The sequence below is a fragment of the Phocoenobacter atlanticus subsp. cyclopteri genome (assembly GCF_018343795.1).
GTDB classification, from domain to species: Bacteria; Pseudomonadota; Gammaproteobacteria; order Enterobacterales; family Pasteurellaceae; genus Phocoenobacter; species Phocoenobacter atlanticus.
In genome coordinates this window covers 1611971-1629624 of the sequence record NZ_CP074346.1, presented here as the reverse complement: position 1 = coordinate 1629624, position 17654 = coordinate 1611971, and the positions used below count along the sequence as shown (strand labels likewise).

The 17654-nt window shown below is 34.0% G+C and carries 19 protein-coding genes and 1 other RNA gene; 17 read left to right on the top strand and 3 right to left on the bottom strand.

From position 1 onward, the window contains the following. Positions 1-43: 43 nt before the first annotated feature. On the bottom strand, positions 44-1594 hold the full coding sequence (locus KGI96_RS07845; protein WP_211597009.1) for a peptide MFS transporter: 1551 nt from the start codon (positions 1592-1594) through the stop codon (positions 44-46). Positions 1595-1935: 341 nt separating this feature from the next. Between KGI96_RS07845 and KGI96_RS07840 the strand changes: the two genes are divergently transcribed. From KGI96_RS07840 to KGI96_RS07825, 4 genes are all read left to right on the top strand, one after another. Beyond that, positions 1936-3567 carry an ABC transporter substrate-binding protein gene (locus tag KGI96_RS07840; protein ID WP_213156422.1) on the top strand — a complete coding sequence of 544 codons (1632 nt, stop codon included), beginning with the start codon at positions 1936-1938 and terminating at the stop codon, positions 3565-3567. 85 nt (positions 3568-3652) lie between these two features. Further along, positions 3653-4576, top strand: coding sequence for an oligopeptide ABC transporter permease OppB (gene oppB / locus KGI96_RS07835; RefSeq protein WP_211597011.1), 924 nt, complete (start codon positions 3653-3655; stop codon positions 4574-4576). Positions 4577-4586: 10 nt separating this feature from the next. Continuing rightward, positions 4587-5519, top strand: a complete 933-nt coding sequence (oppC, locus tag KGI96_RS07830; protein WP_211597012.1) for an oligopeptide ABC transporter permease OppC — start codon at positions 4587-4589, stop codon at positions 5517-5519. 48 nt (positions 5520-5567) lie between these two features. Continuing rightward, positions 5568-7163 (top strand): ABC transporter ATP-binding protein, encoded by a 1596-nt coding sequence (locus KGI96_RS07825; RefSeq protein WP_213156420.1) that lies wholly within the window; start codon positions 5568-5570, stop codon positions 7161-7163. Between the two features lie 90 nt (positions 7164-7253). Here the strand turns inward: KGI96_RS07825 and KGI96_RS07820 are convergent, their stop codons facing one another. Next, positions 7254-7967, bottom strand: coding sequence for an SIMPL domain-containing protein (locus tag KGI96_RS07820; RefSeq protein WP_211597014.1), 714 nt, complete (start codon positions 7965-7967; stop codon positions 7254-7256). Between the two features lie 147 nt (positions 7968-8114). After that, positions 8115-9023, bottom strand: a complete 909-nt coding sequence (gene rpoH, locus KGI96_RS07815; RefSeq protein ID WP_211597015.1) for an RNA polymerase sigma factor RpoH — start codon at positions 9021-9023, stop codon at positions 8115-8117. Between the two features lie 117 nt (positions 9024-9140). Here rpoH and ssrA point away from each other — a divergent pair. From ssrA to KGI96_RS07750, 13 genes are all read left to right on the top strand, one after another. After that, positions 9141-9507: a transfer-messenger RNA gene (ssrA, locus tag KGI96_RS07810) on the top strand. A gap of 367 nt (positions 9508-9874) precedes the next feature. Continuing rightward, a complete protein-coding gene (locus KGI96_RS07805; RefSeq protein ID WP_211597016.1) occupies positions 9875-11125 on the top strand; it encodes an integrase arm-type DNA-binding domain-containing protein in 1251 nt (416 codons plus the stop codon). Between the two features lie 560 nt (positions 11126-11685). Next, positions 11686-12423 carry a Fic family protein gene (locus KGI96_RS07800; protein WP_211597017.1) on the top strand — a complete coding sequence of 246 codons (738 nt, stop codon included), beginning with the start codon at positions 11686-11688 and terminating at the stop codon, positions 12421-12423. A gap of 162 nt (positions 12424-12585) precedes the next feature. After that, entirely contained in the window at positions 12586-13413 is an 828-nt protein-coding gene (locus tag KGI96_RS07795) for a DUF6387 family protein (protein WP_213156419.1), read from the top strand. A gap of 257 nt (positions 13414-13670) precedes the next feature. Next, positions 13671-13856 carry a helix-turn-helix transcriptional regulator gene (locus KGI96_RS07790; RefSeq protein WP_211597019.1) on the top strand — a complete coding sequence of 62 codons (186 nt, stop codon included), beginning with the start codon at positions 13671-13673 and terminating at the stop codon, positions 13854-13856. A 13-nt stretch (positions 13857-13869) separates the two neighbouring features. Continuing rightward, entirely contained in the window at positions 13870-14265 is a 396-nt protein-coding gene (locus tag KGI96_RS07785; RefSeq protein WP_211597020.1) for a hypothetical protein, read from the top strand. Continuing rightward, complete coding sequence (locus KGI96_RS07780) at positions 14246-14992, top strand: antA/AntB antirepressor family protein (protein WP_213156417.1); 747 nt, start codon at positions 14246-14248, stop codon at positions 14990-14992. Before KGI96_RS07785 ends, KGI96_RS07780 begins: the two co-directional genes overlap by 20 nt. Before the next feature lie 3 nt (positions 14993-14995). After that, positions 14996-15325 carry a terminase small subunit gene (locus KGI96_RS07775; protein WP_211599450.1) on the top strand — a complete coding sequence of 110 codons (330 nt, stop codon included), beginning with the start codon at positions 14996-14998 and terminating at the stop codon, positions 15323-15325. Positions 15326-15509: 184 nt separating this feature from the next. Further along, positions 15510-16337: a host cell division inhibitor Icd-like protein gene (locus KGI96_RS07770; RefSeq protein ID WP_229577146.1), complete on the top strand. Its 828-nt coding sequence runs from the start codon at positions 15510-15512 to the stop codon at positions 16335-16337. Then, positions 16330-16572: a hypothetical protein gene (locus KGI96_RS07765; protein ID WP_211599451.1), complete on the top strand. Its 243-nt coding sequence runs from the start codon at positions 16330-16332 to the stop codon at positions 16570-16572. The genes KGI96_RS07770 and KGI96_RS07765 overlap by 8 nt, the downstream gene beginning before the upstream one ends. Continuing rightward, a complete protein-coding gene (locus tag KGI96_RS07760) occupies positions 16565-16765 on the top strand; it encodes a hypothetical protein (protein WP_211599452.1) in 201 nt (66 codons plus the stop codon). The genes KGI96_RS07765 and KGI96_RS07760 overlap by 8 nt, the downstream gene beginning before the upstream one ends. Continuing rightward, a complete protein-coding gene (locus KGI96_RS07755; RefSeq protein ID WP_211599453.1) occupies positions 16765-17100 on the top strand; it encodes a hypothetical protein in 336 nt (111 codons plus the stop codon). The genes KGI96_RS07760 and KGI96_RS07755 overlap by 1 nt, the downstream gene beginning before the upstream one ends. 14 nt (positions 17101-17114) lie before the next feature. Then, complete coding sequence (locus KGI96_RS07750) at positions 17115-17546, top strand: ArsR family transcriptional regulator (RefSeq protein WP_211599454.1); 432 nt, start codon at positions 17115-17117, stop codon at positions 17544-17546. Positions 17547-17654: the final 108 nt, after the last annotated feature.

Below are 17654 nucleotides of genomic sequence, written 5' to 3'. Positions count from 1 at the left end.
ACCAAAGCGGTGGGTTTTTCATAAGATTTTACTAATCCTTTAATTAGTGTACGCCGTGCATACGTTTTTTCAAGAATTTAGACATTAATACGATAATCACTGCTGCACCTACTGGAATTAATGTAAATAGCAAGAAGAAGCCTGATAATCCCATCATTTCATTTAATGCATCGATTGAGCTTGCAGTGTAACCTGATAATAAATTACCGATAAATGCGGCAAACAACCAAACACCGAACATTAAGCCTACGAAACGTTTTGGTGATAATTTACTTACATAAGATAAGCCGATTGGTGATAAACATAATTCGCCCATTGTATGTAAGAAGTAAGCTGCAATTAACCAGAACATTGAAACTGATGCCTCTGCAACACCTGATTTAATACTCATTGAACCATAAGCTAAGAAACCAAAACCTGCTGCGAGTAAGATCATTGCAATTGCGAATTTCATTGGACCTGATGGATTGAATTTAGTATCCCAAATTTTAGAAACTAATGGTGCAAATGCGATAATAAAGAATGAATTTAAAATACCAAACCAAGAAGCAGGTACTTCAATTTGATCCGTTGAGCTAAATTCACCGTATAATTTCCAAATCACAATCCCCCAAATAATCACAAAACTGGTCATTAAGAAACTGTTTGATAGTGCAATTTTTGAGAAAGTTTGTTTAACTAATAAACCTAAAACCCAAGTGACAATAATCACTGGTACAACCGTTAAGAAGAAGTTTGCCCATACAAAGATAGTCGCCCACTCACCCGTTAAAACACGTTGTGTATAGTCTTTTGCAAAAATGGTCATTGATGAACCCGCTTGCTCAAATGCCCACCAGAATACAATAGTGAATAATGCAAATACACCTACTGCAATTAAACGATCTTTTTCTGTTCCAGTAAGAGATTCTTTTGTTACTTCTTTGCTTTCTGCATTTTCAGCAACGACTTTTTTGTGCAGTGAACCGATTTGACCGAATAATGCTTTTGAGAAGTAGAATTGAAGTAAACCGAATAACATAAAGATACCCGCTAAACCGAAGCCGTAAGACCAACCCACAGTTTCACCTACATAACCACAAAGCATAATACCTAAAAATGCACCTGCATTAATACCCATATAGAAAATGGTATAAGCACTGTCTTTTTTCGATTCTTTTTTGTAAAGATCACCGACCATTGTCGAGATATTTGGCTTAAATAGACCGTTACCTAATACAAGCAAGGTTAAACCAAGATAGAATGACCATTGTCCAGCAAATTCAAAGGCAAGGGATAAATGCCCTAAGGTCATTAAAAATGCACCACCAACAATGGCAACTCTTGCACCCGTTAAACTGTCTGCAATATAACCACCGATTAAGGGTGTAAAATAAACTAATGAGCTGTACCACGCATATAACACACCCGCATCTTCACGAGACCAAGCCCAACCACCTTCATCAAGGGCTGAAACTAAGAAAAGCACTAACAATGCACGCATTCCGTAGTAACTAAAACGTTCCCACATTTCAGTAAAAAATAACACAAATAATCCCGCTGGGTGATTTAACACCTTAGGATTAATCTTATTATCAATAGTCACTTCCGACATAATTTAAACCTCCTAATAATAAAAAAACTTACGTAAATTATCGTTTTTTATAATAAAAAACAAGTATCAGATAGCATATTTCCGACATAAATTAGAGCAAGATCATACTTTTTAATAAAACTTTCTCATTTTTCATCAAAGTTTAAGATTGAACTTGAATACGTCTATATTTGAGTAAGTAAATTTTAGGGAAAAATATAATTTTTTATGATGTTCTTAAAGAAGATATCATTATGTTTAACAATTAGCTATTTACAAAATCGTTTTTTTATAGTAGAAATATTGAGCTTACTTTTGACTGGAAATAGAAGCAAATTTAAAATAAAAAAAAGGAGTTACTTATGCAAACATATTTTATTCGTTCTTTATTAGCCACAGCTGTTTTAGTTGGGCTTTCAAACTATTCAATTGCAGCAAATGTGCCACAAGGTACTGAGCTTGCAAAAAAACAAGAAATCACTATCAATAATGGGGCAGAGCCAGCTAGTTTTGATCCTCATAAAATTGAGGGGGTTCCAGAATCACAAGTCGTTTATCAATTATTTGAAGGGTTGGTAACTAAAAATTCAGATGGAAAAATTGAACCAGGAGTTGCTAAATCTTGGGAAAGTTCTGATGATTTTAAAACTTGGACATTCTATTTACGTGATGATGCCAAGTGGTCGAATGGCGATCCTGTGACTGCTCAAGATTTTGTTTATTCATGGCAACGTGTTGTGTCACCAAGTACCGCTTCACCTTATGCAAGTTATGTGACATTCTTACAAGTTGAAAATGCCCAAGATATTATTGACGGTAAAAAAGAGGCAAAAACTTTAGGTGTCGAAGCCAAAGACAATCATACATTTGTGGTGTATTTAAGTGCTCCTGTACCTTATGCGGTTGGCTTAGTGGCTCACTCATCGCTCCTACCTGTAAACCCAAAAGTGGTCGAGAAATTTGGGGAACAATGGGTTAAACAAGAAAAAATTGTCGGTAATGGTGCGTATAAATTAGCTGGACATGTCATCAATGAAAAAATTGAATTTGTTCGTAATCCATTTTATTGGAATGATAAAGAAACTGTGATTGATAAAGCCACTTTCTTAGAAATTCCTAATCCAACTACTGATGTGGCTCGTTATCGTGCATTTGATTTAGATATCACTAGCTACGCTTTACCACCAGAACAGTTCTCTACATTCAAAAAAGAAATTCCAGATGAATTATTTGTTGTAAGGACATTGGCAACTTATATTTATGAAATAAATAATAAAAAATTTACCGATATTCGTGTGCGCAAAGCATTAAATTTAGCCTTAGATCGTAAAATTATTACAGATAAAGTAATGGGACAAGGTCAAACCCCAACTTATGTGTTTACTCCAACTTATATTGAAGAAGGTGAAAAAATTCAACAGCCTGAATACAGTAAACAGAGTATGAAAGAACGTAATGCTGAGGCAATTAAGTTGTTAGAGGAAGCAGGATATAGCAAAGCAAATCCACTTAAATTCACAATTTTATACAACACTAGTGATAACCATAAAAAAGTGGCCATTGCAGCTGCTTCTATTTGGAAACAAAATACCAAAGGCTTAGTTAATGTAAAACTGGAAAACCAAGAATGGAAAACCTATTTGGATAGCCGTCATAATGCTAGCTATGATATTGCTCGTGCAGGTTGGAGTGCAGATTATAACCAAGCGACAACCTTTGGAAATTATTTCTTGTCTAATTCAAGTAATAATACTGCTTTTTATAACAGTAAAAGTTACGATGATGCAATAAATAGTTCTTATAAGGCAAAAGATGCTGCTAGTCGTGCTGAAGCATATGCGAAAGCAGAAGAACAGTTAGCAAAAGATTTTGCGATTGTGCCAATTTATAACTATGTAAATGTTCGCTTAGCAAAACCTTATGTGAAAGGTTATAGTGGTAAAGATCCATTGGATAATATCTTTTTGAAAAACTTATATATTATAAAACACTAAAAAAGTAAGCGGTCTGATTTTTACTAAAATTTGCAAATTTTAATTAATAACTGACCGCTTATTTTTTATCTTGGAGATATTACTTATGTTAAAATTTATTTTAAAACGGATTTTGGAAGCTATTCCAACATTATTTATTTTAATTACGTTTTCATTTTTTTTAATGCGTCTTGCACCGGGAAATCCTTTTTCATCAGAAAAAGCATATCCACCTGAAGTAATGGCAAATATAGAAGCGAAATATCATTTGAACGAACCACTTTATAAACAGTATGGTTTATATTTAGAAAATCTGGTTCACGGCGATTTTGGTCCTTCTTTTAAATATAAAGATCAAAGTGTAAATGACTTATTAGCTTCTGCTTTTCCTGTTTCACTTAAACTAGGATCAATTGCCTTTATTTTTGCTGTTTTATTAGGTATAACCGCTGGTGTTATTGCTGCATTAAAGCAAAATAGTAAATGGGATTATATTGTAATGGGTTTTGCAATGACTGGGGTAATAATGCCAAGTTTTGTATTTGCCCCATTGCTTGTATTATTTTTCGCCATTTATATGAAGTGGTTGCCTGCTGGTGGTTGGAATGGGGGCGAAATTTACTATATGGTGTTACCCGTGTTATCTCTGACAATCGGCTATCTGGCTGGAATTGCACGTATCACACGTGGTTCAATGATAGAAGTATTACATTCTAATTATATTCGTACTGCAAAAGCCAAAGGACTATCCCTTAGAAAAATTATTTTTACACACGCTTTAAAACCAGCTCTTTTACCTGTTATCACTTATTTAGGTCCTGCTTTTGTGGGGATTATTACAGGTTCAATGGTCATAGAAAGTGTATTTGGTTTACCTGGTATCGGACAACTTTTTGTAAATGGTGCATTAAATCGTGATTACTCATTAGTATTAAGTTTAACAATTTTGGTGGGTTCATTAACTATTATCTTTAATGCCTTAGTAGATATTTTCTATGCCATTATTGACCCTAAAATTCGTTATTCATAAGGAAAATAAAATGTTAGTGAATGATAAAAAGAATGAAGAATTTATAACCCAATTAGCAGAAAATGTCACAGAAAAAATAGAAAATAATGCTATTGTTGGGCGTAGTTTATGGCAAGATGCGAATCGTCGCTTTTTTAGAAATAAAGCAGCTGTAACTAGCTTAATTCTGTTGTGTTTAATTGTACTATTTATTATTTTTGTCCCAATGTTAATGCCGTTTAGCTATGAAGATACCGATTGGAATATGATGGGGGTTGCACCTGATTTTGAATCTGGACACTATTTGGGCACAGATTCATCAGGGCGAGATTTATTGGTTCGTATTGCTATTGGTGGCAGAATTTCGCTTATGGTTGGTATTTTAGGTGCGATTATTTCGGTATTAATTGGTACAATTTATGGTGCAATTTCAGGTTATGTGGGGGGAAGAACAGATTCAATTATGATGCGTTTGATTGAAATCCTTAGTTCATTTCCTTTTATGTTCTTTATTATTTTACTTGTTACTTTCTTTGGACAAAATATTCTGTTAATCTTTATTGCTATTGGAGCAATAGCATGGTTAAGTCTAGCTCGTATCGTACGAGGACAAACCTTGAGTTTGAAAAATAAAGAATTTATTGAAGCAGCAAAAGTAACAGGTGTAAGTAATACTAAAATTGTTTCTAAACATATTATCCCTAATGTATTGGGTATTGTTGCAGTTTATGCCTCTTTAGAAGTACCAAATTTAATTCTATTTGAATCATTTTTAAGTTTCTTAGGATTAGGTACACAAGAGCCGATGAGTAGTTGGGGAGCATTATTAAGTGATGGTGCAGCACAAATGGAAACATCGCCTTGGTTATTGATTTTCCCAGCACTGTTTCTATGCTTAACACTATTTTGTTTCAACTTTATCGGTGATGGATTACGTGATGCGTTAGATCCAAAAGATAAGTAATTATAACCTATTGATGCAAACACAAATAAAAAATAACAGGATATAAAAATGAAATTACTTAAAGTAAAAGATTTAAATGTTTTCCTTAAAACTGATGATGCATTAGTACACGCTGTGCAAGGTATCTCTTTTGAGGTAGAAAAAGGACAAACACTAGGTATTGTTGGAGAATCAGGTTCAGGAAAATCTGTTACCTCTATGTCTATTATGCAACTGTTACCTGAAAATATCGTCTCTTATGGTGATAACGCTGAAATTATTTTTGAAGATAAATCAATTTTAACCCTTTCAGAAAAAGCAATGCGTGATTTACGTGGTGGGCGTATTGGAATGATTTTCCAAGAACCAATGACGTCATTGAATCCGTTTATGCGAATTGGTTCTCAGATCGTGGAATCTGTGATGACCCACCAACCTCAACTTTCTAAAAAAGAAGCAAAACAATTAACACTAGACACCTTAAATATTGTAAAAATTCCAGATGCAGAGAAAAAAATGGATTGCTATCCACACGAATTCTCTGGTGGTCAACTACAAAGAATTATGATTGCAATGGCAATTATCAATAAACCAGATTTATTGATTGCTGATGAACCTACTACTGCTCTTGATGTTACAACTCAAGCTGAAATTCTTGATTTAATAATGGATCTTCAAAAAGAGATGGGGATGGCAATCATCTTAATTTCACACGACCTACGCCTTGTGCATAATTACAGCGACAATGTCTGTGTGATGCAAAATGGAAAAATTATTGAGCAAGGAGATACCGATGACGTTTTTAATAATCCTCAACATTCCTACACTCAAGAGTTGCTTAATCCAATTCCTGACACCTTAAAACCTGCTCCAGACGAAAATGCGAAAGAGCTGATCGTGCTTAAAAATGTAGATGTCGATTACATCGTACAACGCTCTTGGTTTGGTAAACCGAAGAAAGTATTTAATGCGGTTAAAAATATTTCTTTGAATCTTAAAAAAGGTGAAACACTGGGTATTGTGGGCGAATCAGGTTCTGGGAAATCCACACTTGGGCGTGCGGTAATGCAAATTTTAGATTATCAAGGTGACATTTATTTTGATGATCGTGATATACCTTTACTTTCTAAAGAAGATCGTCAAGCGCTGAAAAAAGATATGCAAATGGTCTTCCAAGACCCATTTAATTCTCTTTCTCCTCGTTTAACTGTAGGAGAAATCATTGGGGAAGGATTATTAGTTCATTTTCCTAAAATGAGCAAACAAGAACGCCGTGAACGAGTAATGAAAATGTTAGAAGAGGTTAACTTAGCGCCTTCTATGATTAACCGTTACCCTCACGAATTTTCAGGAGGACAACGTCAGCGTATTGCTATTGCTCGAGCAATGATTTTAGAACCAAAGTTTGTCTTACTTGATGAACCCACCTCTGCGCTTGACCGCTCAACGCAATTAACGGTGATTGAATTATTAAACAGTTTACAGAAGAAATATGGCTTAAGTTATTTGTTTATTAGTCACGATTTGTCTGTGGTTAAAGCATTAAGTAATCACGTAATGGTAATGCAACAAGGTGAAGTGGTGGAAAGTGGTGATACACAACAAATTTTCCATAATCCTCAACACCCTTATACTCAACGTTTGATTAAGGCTTCTAATCTATAACAAGTAAGCGGTTACTTTCTTATCAAAATTTACAAACAGCAAATCGGTTTATTTATACCATTTGCTGTTTTTAATTTATCTGATACGCAACTATTTAAACTTTACTGTTCCAGAGGCGTGACTAATAATGGTTTCTTTACCCGCTTCTAGTGGTAAGCTATCTTCATCTTGAAAACTTGATTTTGAAGTATAAGTCATTTGTGCCATTTGACCACGATAAAGTCTAGGCGTATTATTAATGCTATCTAATTGAATATTAACTAAAAGATAACTTTCCGCATTTAATCCTTTTTTAATGATTTCTGCTTTATGCTGTAATTTTTTGATCATCTCCGCCGTCATTTCATCTTCTAACACTGCACGCTTTTCAGGAGAAACACTAAAATCGATAGAGTTTAATGCAATTTCATCACCTAGCCCATTAAGTAATTTTTCCATTGCCTCAAAATCTTTACTTTTAAATCGAATATCTCCTTGTGCTTCCCATCCTTTTACTTTTTCTTTTTTGTAATGAGGATAGTTTTGGATACCTGTTGCTTCCACTTCAATGGTTGGGTATTTCTTTGCCAGTTCCAGTACTTCATTTAAATTTTTAGAAACAAAGGCTCTTAATTCAACTAAAGATTTTCCTGTTTTACGACTGTACACAGAAGCAGACATTAAATCTTTATCCACCGTACGACGCACTTCAGTAGAAAACTGGAACGTAGAGTTGTACTCATCATTACTCTTTTTTTCTTGTGCTAAAGCACTAAAACTAGCAATTATAAGCGGTAAGATAATAAGATATTTTTGCAATTTCATTGGTGCTCCTTAATCGTTTAAGATTGGTTTTGCTTGGATGAGTTATTGTGGAATGAGTTCCCATTTTTATTGTGTATAAAAATAAACCAAGCGGTAACATTTTGATCAAAATTTGCAAATTTTGAATAATATATTACCGCTTCAACACTACTCTAATGTAATAGCTTGTTTAATTTTTTTCAGTGCTGCCGCTTCTAGCTGACGTACTCTTTCCGCAGAAATACTGTATTTATCCGCTAAATCTTGTAATGTTGCTTTATTGTCGTCTAACCAACGAGTTTTAATGATTTCTTGACTTCTCTCATCTAAAGTCGCTAACGCATAGGCAAGTTTGGCTGTTGCTTGTCCGCTATATTGCTCATCTTCAATATCATCAGCAAAATTAGAGTTATCATCCTCCAAATACATAGAAGGAACATAAGCCTCATCACTATCTTCATTGGTAGGTAAATCAAATCCCATATCTTGACCCGTCATACGAGATTCCATTTCTTTCACATCAGAAGGCTGTACTCCTAACTCATTAGCAACGTGCTTAACTTCTTCTTCATTAAACCACGCTAAACGGTGTTTATTTTTACGTAAATTAAAGAATAATTTACGTTGTGCTTTGGTGGTGGCAACTTTTACAATTCGCCAATTTTTCAGTACATATTCGTGAATTTCTGCTTTTACCCAATGTACGGCAAAAGAAACTAAACGAACGCCTACTTCAGGATTAAAACGTTTTACTGCCTTCATCAATCCAATATTGCCCTCTTGAATTAAATCCGCCAGTGGTAAACCATAGCCCATATAACCACGAGCAATATGTACCACAAAGCGAAGATGAGAAAGGATTAATTGTTTTGCTGCTTCAATATCTTCATCATAGTATAAGCGTTCTGCTAGCTCTTTTTCTTCTTCAGCGGTTAAAACAGGATATTGATTAGCCATACGAATATAACTATCCAAATTACCTTGAGGAATTAACATACTGTTTGCAAAATCATCACGTTTTGCAGGTAAATGTTTTTCTTTTGCTTCAAGTAATTTAGTTTCTTGGGTATCACTCATTCTATTTCCTTAATTTGCAATCAAGTAGCTATATTAACATAGAAAACAAAATTGCAAAAAAGTTTACAGATCTTACCGCTTCTGATAGAATTGTTTTTCTTAAGATTTTTTAAGAATGGGGCTGATTCAGGATTCGACGGGATTAGCGAAGCCCAAAGTGCATGTCGAGGTGCGGTAGGCCTCGTAAATAAACCGCAAAAAAATAGTCGCAAACGACGAAAACTACGCACTAGCAGCTTAATAACCTGCTTAGAGCCTTCTCTCCCTAGCTTTAGCTTGTAAGACGGGGATCAAGAGGAGTCAAAACCAAACAAGATCGTGTGGAAGCCGCAACTTGAGGATCGAAGCATTAAATTAAACCAAGTTCGCTTACTTATCGCGTGTCTATCCGCAGTGAGTAAGTTAAATTAAAGATTAGACTAAACATGTAGTACTGACGGTAGAGAAATTTCGGACGGGGGTTCAACTCCCCCCAGCTCCACCAAATCAATAATTTCACATCAACGCACATTCGTTTTAAACCCTTATTTATCAATGCTTAAAGCCTCATTTATGCTCTCTCGTGCGTTTCCATTCGTACACGTAACCACAATTTTTAGTAACACAAATGGTAACACGGTGTTATAATCTTAAAATACTGTGTTACAAAAATCACTTTAAAGCCTTATATATCAATGCTTATAGCGTTTTACTTGAAAGTAATATTGTTCAATAAAATGTGTTACATAGATTTTTACAACTCTTGATAATACAAGGCTTATAGCTATTTTTCTTTATTGGGTGTTGTGTTACCAAAATTTACACTGTGTTACTAAAAATCAGAAAACTGTGTTACCAAAAAAGGGGTTATTATGGCTAAGGTAGTAAAATCACTTACTAATACCGAGATAGAAAAAGCAAAGCCAAAAGATAAAGAATATAATTTATCAGACGGTGGCGGACTTCAATTAAGAATAAAAACAAATAATAGCAAGGTGTGGCTATTTAATTATTGTCAACCTATTACAAAGAAAAGAACTAATCTCAAAATAGGAAACTATCCAGCCATTACGCTGGCACAGGCAAGAAAACAGAGAGACGAATATAAGGCGTTACTATCACAAAACATAGATCCACAGGCACATCGCCAAAAGTTACAAGATGAACAACTTAATAAAGTAACAAATACATTTAAAAAGGTGGCGTTTGATTGGTTTGAGCATAGAAAGACAAGGGCTAATTTTAGCGACAACACAGCAAAGGACGTATGGCGAATGATTGAAAAGCACTTGTTCCCACACTTTGCCGATTTGCCTATTACTGAAATAACCGCACCGCTTGCCATTAAAACATTTAAACCGTTACAGGATAAAGGAACGCTTGAAACATTAAAGCGTTGTATTCAAAAACTAAACGAGATAATGACATATGCTCTACACAGGGAAATAATACCCCATAATCCTACCGCCAATCTTTCAAAAGAGTTTGACAGTCCAGTAGTGAAGCATTTTAAAACAATTACGCCTGATGATTTACCTGAATTTATGAATGCGTTGAATAAGGCACAGATACACATATCAACACGCAATTTGATCTTATGGCAATTACTCACAATGACACGACCTAATGAAAGTGCCACAGCTAAATTTGAAGACATAGATGAAAAAAATAAGATATGGACCTTATATATTAAAAAAGGGATTAAAGAAAATAATCAAGGGCGTATCCACAAGGTTACTCTATCACGCCAAGTAATGGCATTGCTGCAGGAAATTAAAAAAACTAGTCACGGCGTTTATTTATTCCCACATTATTCTAATCCGATAACACATTGTAATACTCAAACGGCAAATAGTGCGATTAAGAGAATGGGTTTTAATGGTAAACTAGTGGCACACGGTTTACGCTCTATTGCTAGCACATATCTAAATGAAAAAGGGTATCCGCCTGATTTGATAGAGGTTGCCCTGAGCCATATAAATAGTGATAAAGTACGAATGGCATATAATAGAGCCGAATACATATCACAACGTAGAAAAATGTTGCAGGATTGGGCAGATTTTGTTGATGAATGTTCACAGAATAGAATACCGCAATATCATCTAAAAATAGTTAATGAGTAATATCAAGCCGTTAGTTTTCGCTAACGGTTTTTTTATATATATTTTTTATTACTCCGTAAAAATAATTTTTTTAAAAAGTTAAACAATTTTACAATTATACAACCTAAGCGTTGATTTATAAGGTTTTTTTAGGGTGGTAGAAAAGTTGTAAAGTTGTATATTTTTTTAGAGTGATAAAAAATGGTGAAAAAAGGGCTTTTTTTGTGTGATTTTGGGTGATAAAAAATGGTAAAAATAATGACCTTGCCTTTTGAAATACGGTTATTATGACCTTAGTTGAAAATTAGCATTGAGTAACCAAGCCAAATTTGGATCGGTTGATAATATCAAGGGGTATTCTCAAATTGAATACACCATCTTAATATACAGAACGCAATTTTGCGTTTTGTTCTAAAAACAAACAATTATTCGATGCGTATAAGAAAGCCTTTTACCCACCACTATCACAGAATAAAAGATAACGCTCCGTTCTTTCTCATTCTTTTACATTCATTTTTACGCTTGCAGGATAATTAAAAATAACTGATAATATATACAGTGACTTTAAATATCTTACTATTATGAAACTACTCAATGAAATAAACCGCTTAAAAACTGAAATTCAAGAATTAAGACCACTCTCACAGGCTGAACTAAAACGCTTGCGAGATGAGTTTATTATTGAAAATAGCTACAACTCAAACGCAATAGAGGGTAATACCTTAACCCTAAGAGAAACAGCCTTGATTTTAAATGAGGGCGTTACAATCGCAGAAAAGCCGCTTAAACATCACTTAGACATAATAGGCTATAAAGACGCATTTAATTATTTATTTGACGTGGTGGCGGATAATGAGTCATTAAGTGAGCGAGTTATCAAAGATATTCATAGCTTAGTTTTGATGAACGATAGTCAAAATAAAGGTAAGTATCGACAAATACAAGTGCGAATTATGGGAAGCCATCACGAGCCAACCGAACCGCATTTTATTACAGAGCAAATAACTAATCTTATTCAACACTACCGCCAAGAATTAAAGCTAAAACACCCCTTAGAAGCAATTAGCGAGTTTCATTTAGCTTTTGAAAGCATACACCCATTTATTGACGGAAACGGACGTACAGGGCGGTTATTATTGAATTTTGAGTTATTAAAGAATGGTTACTTGCCTATTGATATTAAATTCACAGATAGAGCCAAATACTACGCTTGTTTTGATGACTATCACGAAACTAAGCACGCTAAAATGTTCACGCAATTAGTGGCGGAGTATCAAAAATCAGAACAGGAAAGATATTTAAAAATTGTTAATGGTTAATACCTGATTTAGGTAATTTTTATACCTGATTTCGGTATTTTTTACCTGATTTAGGTAAATAAATTTGAGTGGCTAGGCGTGGATTAATTACCCAAGCCGAAAGAGTAAAACCCTATTACTTTGCCATTCTCTTACTTTAGGGGATACGCTAGGGAGCGTTTAATGGGATGTTATAAAAAGCCTGATTTTTGTCCTGAGTGGTTCGATTTAGGTAATTATGATGGATTAAAAAATGCAGAGAGTTCTTTTATAGATTTTCTTTTAAATCATAAAAGTATCGCTTATAGAAATGAATTAGCTCATAAAAATAGACAAGTTGATGAAAATGAACCAATTGATACAGAAGATACTACTCAATTTTATAATTCTGAAACAATTTTACCATTTTTAGAAGTAGCTCCAATAGTTCAGCATCCTTGTTATTCAATAGAGCCTAAATTCATAGATAAGGATTTTGTAGTAAAGAGTTTAGATTTTAAAGAACTATGCGATATATACATAGGCACATATGATTTTAATGAGCCTGGTGGTAAAAGAGCTATTTTAAATAAAATCAAAGAGCAAATGGATAATGGAGATACTCAACCATTGGGATATTATGACGATGATAATATTTTAAATAAAGAGATAAACGAATGTAATGACGTTATTGCGTATGGTAGTTATTGGAAAATTGATCTAGCTTATTCTGATGAAGTTATTATTGAAAATATTAAAAAGCACCTTTTAGAAATAAGAAGCAAGCAAGGTGATAAAAGACATAAACTATCGAATAGTAAGGTCAAGGCTATTTTACAATATAATATTATTCCTTGTATTGATTTGATTTTGTGGCAAACAGTTACAAATATAAAACTAACAGATCAACAAATGACAGATTTATTATTTCCTAATAGCGAATATTATATCGATAATTTTAGGCAAACAATAAAACCTAAAGCAATTGAATTTTTACAGAATGCTCATTTATATATAATAGGCAATAGATAAAAATATAAACAATAAATAAGAATAAGCACCAACAGAATTTACTGATAAATTTAGTTGGTGTTTTTTTATAAGTATTTTTCAACAACTAATTTTTATTAAGATAAATCATCTATTGGATTTTATTAAGAATAAATATTTATTTTTATTATCTCGAACCCCGCTATCAATCCCTTTAAATTACCCCAACACCACAGGCGAACTCACCGCCAAGCGTGGTTATTTAATTCATTTATTTAATTAAACAAGGGGGAAACCTTATGACAAATCAAAACGAAGTTGAAAAACTTTACTCAATCAAAGAACTTCAAGCGTTAGGTTTTGGTTCACGTTCTTACATTGATGAACTAGTAAAAAAAGGCAAGCTAACACGCATTAAATTAGGTGTAAATACACGATTTAAAGCAAGTGAAATCAATCGCTTTATTGCAGAGCAACAAGGTTAATAAGGTGGCAATTATGACAAATAGTGTTACTTACTTAGACCAACCAAAAAAGAAATTTAGAAAACCTGAACAATTTTTAAAGGTAACTAAATTATTAATCACAGGTAGCTTTTCAAGTCTTGATAGCCAAATGTTATGGCAAATTAGCCCACGCAACAAAATCTATGACTTAGAGAAAATGCTACCGCTAGGAATGGAAATCAAGCGAACTAAAACCAAGAACCCAAATTGTGAAGAATGTATTGCTTATAACGTTTACAGCATTCCTGATTTAAAAACAATGAAAAAGGTTATTGAGATTTACAAATCTAAAGGTGGCGAACTCACAGAGATTGAAGAACAGTACGCATTATCAAGATTTAAAGATGAACCAAAGGAACAGGGGGCAAATGATGAATTGTTTAACTAATACAACTGATTTAACTAATCCATTACAGGCATTTATCCCAGTGATTAAAGACTATCATCAAGGTGTGGCAGTTCAATATGTTAATGCTAGGGATTTACATTCATTTTTAGAAAGTAAACAAGAATTTGCTAACTGGATAAAAAACAATATCAAATTGTATGGATTTAAAAAGAATGCTGATTATTTTTTGCTTGATAAATTTGTCAAGCAAACAGGACGTGGCGGACATAATAAAATCGAATACAAAATCACGTTATCAATGGCGAAAGAATTATCAATGGTAGAGCGTAATAAACAGGGAAAACTTGCTAGACAGTATTTTATTCAATGTGAAGAAGCATTATCACAAATCGCCCCAAGTGTGGCGGAAGAATTACGCAAGCAGTGGCTTATTGAAAGACAAGCAACTAAAACAGCTTATCAAAGAATGTGTGACGCTCTTTATAAGCACCGCCAAAGACAAGGAAAAATAACCAACCCTTGCCATTATTCAAATGAAGCTAACTTAATCAACCGCCTTGTGTTAGATATGCCACTAGTTAAATGGAAGCAGGCTAATAATATCACTGACGATAAAGACCTAAGAAGCCATTTTAACGCTGAGCAGTTATCTAAGGTTGAATATTTAGAGAATGCTAACGGCTTTCTACTCGATGATAATCAACCGTTTGATGTACGCAAAGCAAAATTAAAAGCAATGCTAAATAATAGATTTATAGGAGCGTAAGAAATGACTGAGCTCACACTGAAGCAAGAATTATTTTGTAAAAAATATATTGAATTAGGTAACGCAAGCGAGGCATATCGACAAAGCTATAACGCTGAAAATATGAAAGATGACACAGTACACCGTAAGGCATTTGATTTACTTGAAAACGGCAAGATTACGGCAAGGTTGAACGAATTAAGGAAAGAGCATTTAAAACACCATAACATTACCGTAGATAGCCTTGTTTTAGGTTTAGATTTAGACCTAGATTTAGATTTAGATTTAGAAAGGATTAGAAGTGATGGAGATAACCTTTTTTCGGATTTAGAGCGAATTTTAAAAAGCGACTAAATGAAGCCGTAGAACAGGGTTTGTATCAAGTAATACGAGCAAAAAAAGGCTCTATTAAGCGTAGAGAGAGAATAACAGGCAACAAAAAGCCCTATCATACACAACAGGGCTATTAAACAGTGTTACTTAATTTTGACTACTTACATTTACGGATTGTTATCAAAGCAATCTTAAGGAATTAATAATGAAATTATCTAAGCACCTTGATAACGCTATGAATTATAGCAAATTATCATCAAAAAGTAACCGCTTATCACTGGAATATTTAGCGTATGCTTTATCAGTGTTGGCGGATAGAAATCAAACAACCGTTAGAAATATTGATTTATATCAATTTACAAATCAAGGCGAGTTAAGTTATATTATTAACGTTGTAGCAAAATCTACAACCGAGCCTGAGAACTCGAATAACTTAACCGTGGCGAACAGTAGCACGCCTTTTCATCGTGCTTTTTTTGTTCGTAGCATACGCACACCAAAAGAAAATAATCGCTTAAATTTAGCGGTTAGCTTTCTCTCAATGGTAGCGTGTAATGGGAAAGGTTCGCCCTTTGCTACATTCCACGGTTTTGTAGTTTCTCAGCCCGTTACACGTTACCGCCCAAACCTGAGAAATAAAGCGGTAACTTCAAATAATTTAATCGTGGAGTTATTAGCAATGATCTATTTATTACTATGTGTCAATCGCACAAAACCAACCTTTAATACTGAAGTAGTACGCATTAAAGCACCAAATGAAGATGAAGCACGTTTTAAACTAACGGCAGATTATCAGCTATTGGCAGTATGTGGGCGTATCAATTCACACAAAGCACAAAATTTAGTCGCTCAAATTGAGCCACTAAAATTTAATCATAGAACCCAACAAAGCCCAAATCTAAATACGATCACCCCTATAGGCATTGATAATAAAGGCATTAGGTCAGATTTGCCTCTCAATACGATCACCCTTAAAAACCAACCATCAATGATAGATAACGTATTCCAGCTACAAGGAGGAATTTATGCGTAATTCAAGCCCAGTTAATGACATTCAAAATATTTATTGCTCACTTGAGCAAGCTAAGTCAGTAATAGAATTAATGACAATTTATTACACAGACACAGGAGATTTAGATATTCCTGAAGATGTAAAAATCAATCTATTATGGACGGTTCAAGGCTTATTAGAGAAAAGCATAGAGCAAACTAAAAAAGCAGAAGAGAAAGCAATCACAACAGAAAGAAAGGCGGTACAAAATGGCTAATTTAACTCTTAAACAACAGGATTTACTATCACAAAATATTGACCAAGCACACTCAACCATTATGTTTTTACTTGACCATTTCGAAGAAAACGATCACGAGTTTAAATTTACAGGTGAGATAACGCATAATCAGTTATGGCTTGTTCAAACCTTATTAGAAAACGCCCAAAAAGCAATGAGAGGGGGTGAATAATGACAAAGCAAGCAACTAAAAAGCCCTTGAATATTCTTAGCTTTAAAATGGCACAGCTAAACAGGCAATTTGAGTTAACCAATCAAGCAAAAAAGCGTTGTAAAGAGAATTACCCTGATGACTATCATCACAAAATTAAAATGCGTGGTGAGTGTTTAGAATTGGTTAAACGCTTGAAAGCAGGTAAAGAGATTTACAAGCAATTAGCACAAGGGAAAACATTATCAAAAAATGAAGCCAAAGCATTTAAAGAATTTAAGCAAGCCCTTAGTTATTTAATCTATCATTATGAAAATGTGGCGGACTATGTAACTAAATGCGAGGATAAAAAATAGCAAAAGGTGGTTATATGGGAAAAACGGCTCAAGATAGACGATTATCAGTTAAGCGTAAGCGACAAGATGAGTTTAGCCGTTCTGTTAATGGTGCTACTTTTACACCATTTAGGCACGACCTAGCAAGGAGTGAAGAATTTAAAAACCTTTCACCCACAGCGGTCAAAGTATTTACTATTTTGCTAGGACAATACAACGGTAAAAATAACGGTGATTTATCCGCACCGCTTACCCAATCAAAAGAAGTGTTTAATCTATCTAACAAATCATTGCTGAAAGGCGTTAATGAACTGATTAAATACGAATTTATAGAGTTGACAAGGCAGGGCGGTAAAAATCAATGTAATCTTTATGCCCTGACTTGCTTACCGATTAACAGCCTAAGAAGTAAGATTGACTTAATTCCTAGTCAAAGACCCAGTGACAAATGGAAAAAAGCTAATTAATCAAATCAAAGGAGTGTAATTTCTTTACATTCCTTTTTATTATCCATTTAAACCGTCCTAAATCGAGCATAAAGACAACAAAACTACTCTTCCCTTGCTATTGTATTG